Origin of the sequence: Micromonospora sp. D75 (assembly GCF_018070405.1) — a bacterium.
Lineage (GTDB): Bacteria > Actinomycetota > Actinomycetes > Mycobacteriales > Micromonosporaceae > Micromonospora > Micromonospora chalcea.
The window spans coordinates 1-3,864 of the sequence record NZ_JAGPXV010000572.1; the positions used below are offsets into that span (position 1 = coordinate 1).

At 72.5% G+C, this 3,864-nt stretch carries 5 protein-coding genes; 2 read left to right on the plus strand and 3 right to left on the minus strand.

What is annotated here, in order from left to right; genetic code table 11:
- A partial coding sequence (locus tag KBX39_RS25620; protein ID WP_210872905.1) for an endo-1,4-beta-xylanase occupies positions 1 to 923 on the minus strand: 923 nt, incomplete at its 3' end.
- A gap of 382 nt (positions 924 to 1,305) precedes the next feature.
- On the opposite strand from KBX39_RS25620, the gene KBX39_RS25625 reads away from it, so the two are divergent.
- Entirely contained in the window at positions 1,306 to 2,151 is an 846-nt protein-coding gene (locus KBX39_RS25625; RefSeq protein ID WP_113972772.1) for a S1 family peptidase, read from the plus strand.
- A 52-nt stretch (positions 2,152 to 2,203) separates the two neighbouring features.
- Here the strand turns inward: KBX39_RS25625 and KBX39_RS25630 are convergent, their stop codons facing one another.
- Both KBX39_RS25630 and KBX39_RS25635 read right to left on the minus strand, forming a co-directional pair.
- Positions 2,204 to 2,536 carry a putative quinol monooxygenase gene (locus KBX39_RS25630; protein WP_043323822.1) on the minus strand — a complete coding sequence of 111 codons (333 nt, stop codon included), beginning with the start codon at positions 2,534 to 2,536 and terminating at the stop codon, positions 2,204 to 2,206.
- A 40-nt stretch (positions 2,537 to 2,576) separates the two neighbouring features.
- Positions 2,577 to 3,539, minus strand: a complete 963-nt coding sequence (locus tag KBX39_RS25635) for a hypothetical protein (RefSeq protein ID WP_113972771.1) — start codon at positions 3,537 to 3,539, stop codon at positions 2,577 to 2,579.
- Positions 3,540 to 3,704: 165 nt separating this feature from the next.
- Between KBX39_RS25635 and KBX39_RS33570 the strand changes: the two genes are divergently transcribed.
- The coding region (locus KBX39_RS33570) for a DUF1330 domain-containing protein (RefSeq protein ID WP_210872907.1) at positions 3,705 to 3,864 on the plus strand (160 nt) is incomplete at its 3' end.

The following is a 3,864-nucleotide window of genomic DNA, read 5'->3' on the forward strand; positions in this document are numbered from 1 at the left end:
CCGTTGCAGCGCGCCACGGCCAGGCAGTCCCGGGTCACGTTGCCGTACGAGGTGGCCTGGCTGCTGCCGGAGCCCTCGATGTCCAGCTCGGTGATCTGCACGTCGACGCCGAGCGCGGCGAAGTTCTGCAGCGTGGTGCGGTAGTTGCTCGGGTACGGCGACCCGCTGTTGAAGTGCGACTGGAGGCCGACGCAGTCGATCGGCACGCCCCGGGACTTGAAGTCCCGCACCATGTTGTAGACGCCCTGGGTCTTGGCCCAGCTCCAGTTGTCGATGTTGTAGTCGTTGTAGCAGAGCTTGGCGCCCGGGTCGGCGGCGCGCGCGGCACGGAACGCGGCCTCGATCCAGTCGTTGCCGGTCTGCTGGAGGTTCGAGTTGCGGCGGGCGCCGCTGTTGCCGTCGTCGAACGCCTCGTTCACCACGTCCCAGGAGTGGATCTTGCCCCGGTAGTGGGTGGCGACCTGGGTGACGTGGTTGATCATCGCGTCGCGCAACGCGCTGCCGGACAGGCTTCCCGTCCACCCGGGCTGCTGCTGGTGCCAGAGCAGCGCGTGGCCGCGTACCCGCATGCCGTTGGCCTGGGCGTGCGCGACGAGCCGGTCGCCGTTGGTGAAGTTGAACTGGTTCCGGGACGGCTCGGTGGCGTCCCATTTCATCTCGTTCTCGGCGGTGACCATGTTGAACTCGCGGTTCAGGATGCCGACGTACGTGCTGTCGGACAACTTGTTCACCGCCACCGCCGTGCCGAAGTACCGGCCCTGCTCCGCCGCCGACGCGCCGAGCGTCGTGCCGGCGCTGGCGCTGGTCGCCACCGCTATCGTGGCGGCGACCATCGCGGCCCCCGCCACCATCGCGACCACAGCGGTCCGCGGGCGTGACCGGGCTGCCGCGCTCCCGCTGCCGCGGGCGAGCACCTTGTCCATCTGAACGCCTCTCTAGCCTGTCAATGGGATCGGCTCGCCTCGGCCACCGCCCGCCACGATGTCGGCTCCGCGCGGTCGCCCGGTGGCCGCGCCAGCTCGGGGAGCGACTCCCCGGCACATCGTGAGTGGATCGAAGCGAATCTCTGCCCGAAGCCTACCGGAAGCGTTCCGAAAACTTAATCACCTCGATGCGTCGACATCGGGGCACGCGGTGGCGGGTGGAGGGCGGGAATCCGAGGGCGGGCGCGGGGGGACGGGCGCGCGCACCGTCCGCCGCGACTCCGGAAGTTTCGGGAATCGCCGGTTCTGCCGGTTGAGTGGATCGCGCCCGCGGGCTGATGCTGTGCCAATCGACCGTAGACGATGGAGGAGGTCCCGGAGGATGCGCCGACCAGCGCTCGTCGTACTCGTCCTCGCCGTCCTGCTGACCGGCGCTCCGGCGGTCGCCCGGGCCGGCGTCGCCACTCCACCGGCCGGGCCCGCCGCGCTCGCCGGGATCCGCACGCCCGGCACCGCCTGGGAGCACGACCCGGCCACCGGCCGGCTCACGGTCACCGCCGACGACACGGTACGCGGCAGCGAGCTGGCCGCGCTGCGCCGGACCGCGGCCCGGGCCGGCGCGGTGCTGCGCCACGAACCCGGGCGGCTGCGTACGCTCATCGCCGCCGGTCAGGCGATCTACGGCGGCGGCGGGCGCTGTTCACTGGGCGCGAACGTGCGCAGCGGCGCCACCTGGTACTTCGTCACCGCCGGACACTGCACGCGCCTCGCCGCCACCTGGTACGCCGACAGCGCCCGCACGACGGTGCTGGGCAGCCGGACCGGCAGCAGCTTCCCCGGCAACGACTACGGCGTGGTCCGCTACACCGGAACCGCCGCCCACCCGAGCGCGATCCACACCTACCCGGGGCAGGTCACCGTAACCGCCGCCGGCAGCGCGTACGTCGGGCAGGCGGTCTGCCGCAGCGGCGCCACCACCGGCGTACGGTGCGGCACCGTCACCGGGTTGAACGCCACAGTCAACTACGCCGAGGGCAGCGTCACCGGGCTGATCCGCACGAACATCTGCGCCGAGCCGGGGGACAGCGGCGGCCCGCTCTACGTGGCCGCGACCGGCGTCGTCCTCGGCGTGCTGTCCGGCGGCAGTGGCAACTGCACGAGCGGTGGCACCAGCTACTACCAGCCGATCCTGGAGATCCTCGCCGCCTACGGCCTGACCATCCCCTGACCGGCCGCGCGGGCGGCCCGCCGCGCCGCCCGCGCGCAGTTGCGCCGTCCGGTCAGGCGTCGCCGGGTACGGCCATCTCGCCCAGGCGTGACCAGTCCTGCTGCGGCACCGTCACGTTGACGATCCGGGGCGTCTCGGCCAGGTGCGGCGGCAGCGTGCGCTGGGCTTCGCGGAAGTGCTCCGACTGCACGTGCGCCGCGCCCGCCTCGTCGTCGCGGAACGCCTCGACCAGCACGTACTCGGTCGGGTCGTCCAGGCTGCGGGACCAGTCGAACCACAGGCAGCCGGGCTCGGCCCGGGTCGCGGCGGTGAAGTCGGCGGCGATCCGCGGCCAGTTGTCGGCGTCTTCGGGGCGGACCCGGAACTTGGCGGTAATGAAGATCATGGGATCAGGCTACCCAGGGCCGCCGGTGACCCGCGCCCGATCAGCTCTTGGCCGCCGGGCCGAGCAGTTCGGCCGCCCGCCGGTCGGCGAACGCGGTGACCGCCTGCTGCCCGGCGCCGAACACGATGGCCAGGCCCAGCAGCGCGGCGGTGCTGCTCACACTGGTCTCCACCAGGCCGCCGATGACCAGCATGATGCCGACCACCGCCACCAGCGGGCCGACCGCGAGCTTGAGCAGCCCCTGCTGGAACGGCAGCTTGTAGGGCAGCCCGCCGGACCGGGACGTGATCATCGACGGCAGCGCGCTGAGGAACGCGCCGAGCGCCCCGGCGATCAGCACGAAGAACAGCAGCCGCCAGGCCGGTACGCCACCGGCGTCGGTCGGTGCCTCCAGCAGCCGGACGTCGTGGCTGAGCCACTGCACCAGCACCACGAGGATCTCCGCCACCAGCGCGAACACCGACAGCCCCAGCATCCGGTTGCGCAGCCGCCGCGCCGACTCGTGGAACTCGTCGGACGCGGAGTGGAAGCGCAGCAGCAGCGCCTGCACCCGGGCGCGCAGCAACTCCACGGGCACCCCGCCGGTCGCGGTGTCGAGGTCGCTGAGCACCTTGTCGTCGGCCGGCAGCACCTGTGCCGCCGCGCTGCGGTACGCCGGCAGCAGCCCGGCCAGCTCGTCCGGGCTGCGCAACCCCACCATGGCCCGCTCCACCGAGTGGATGGTCTGCCACGCGTACTCCAGGTTGCCGCCGCGCAACCACTCGACCACGCCGCTGCGTCCGAGCACCACCTCCACCCGGGACAGCTGCGCGCGCAGCGCCTCGGCCCGATCGGGGTCGCGCGCGGACAGCACCGCGAGCTGCTGGTACAGGTCGTCGAGTTTGGTCCGTACGCGGACCTGCCACACCGCGCCGGGAACCGGCGTGACGGGCCGGGACGGCCCGCCCTCCGGCGTGTTCCGGGGCTCGGGTATGGCCTCCGGCTGGGTCTCCTGCTCGATCATCGTGCCCCACCTCTTTCCCCCACGCCGCCCGGACCTGCTACCAGTATTCGCAGGTCAGAGCCATAATGGCTAGAGCACACCGGACAGTCGACCCGGCTCGCGGAGGCGGCGGATCCGGCCCGACGGACGAGGCCGGAGCGCTCGGGCGGTCGGTAGCCTGAGCCGGTGACCGTCTACGCCCTCGCGCAGCTCACCATCCACGACCGGGCGCGCTACGACAGGTATGCCGCCGCCTTCCCGCCGGTGCTGGCCCGCTACGGCGGTCGGCTGCTCGCCGCCGACACCAGCCCGCGCGTGGTCGAGGGGGAGTGGCCGCACCACACGG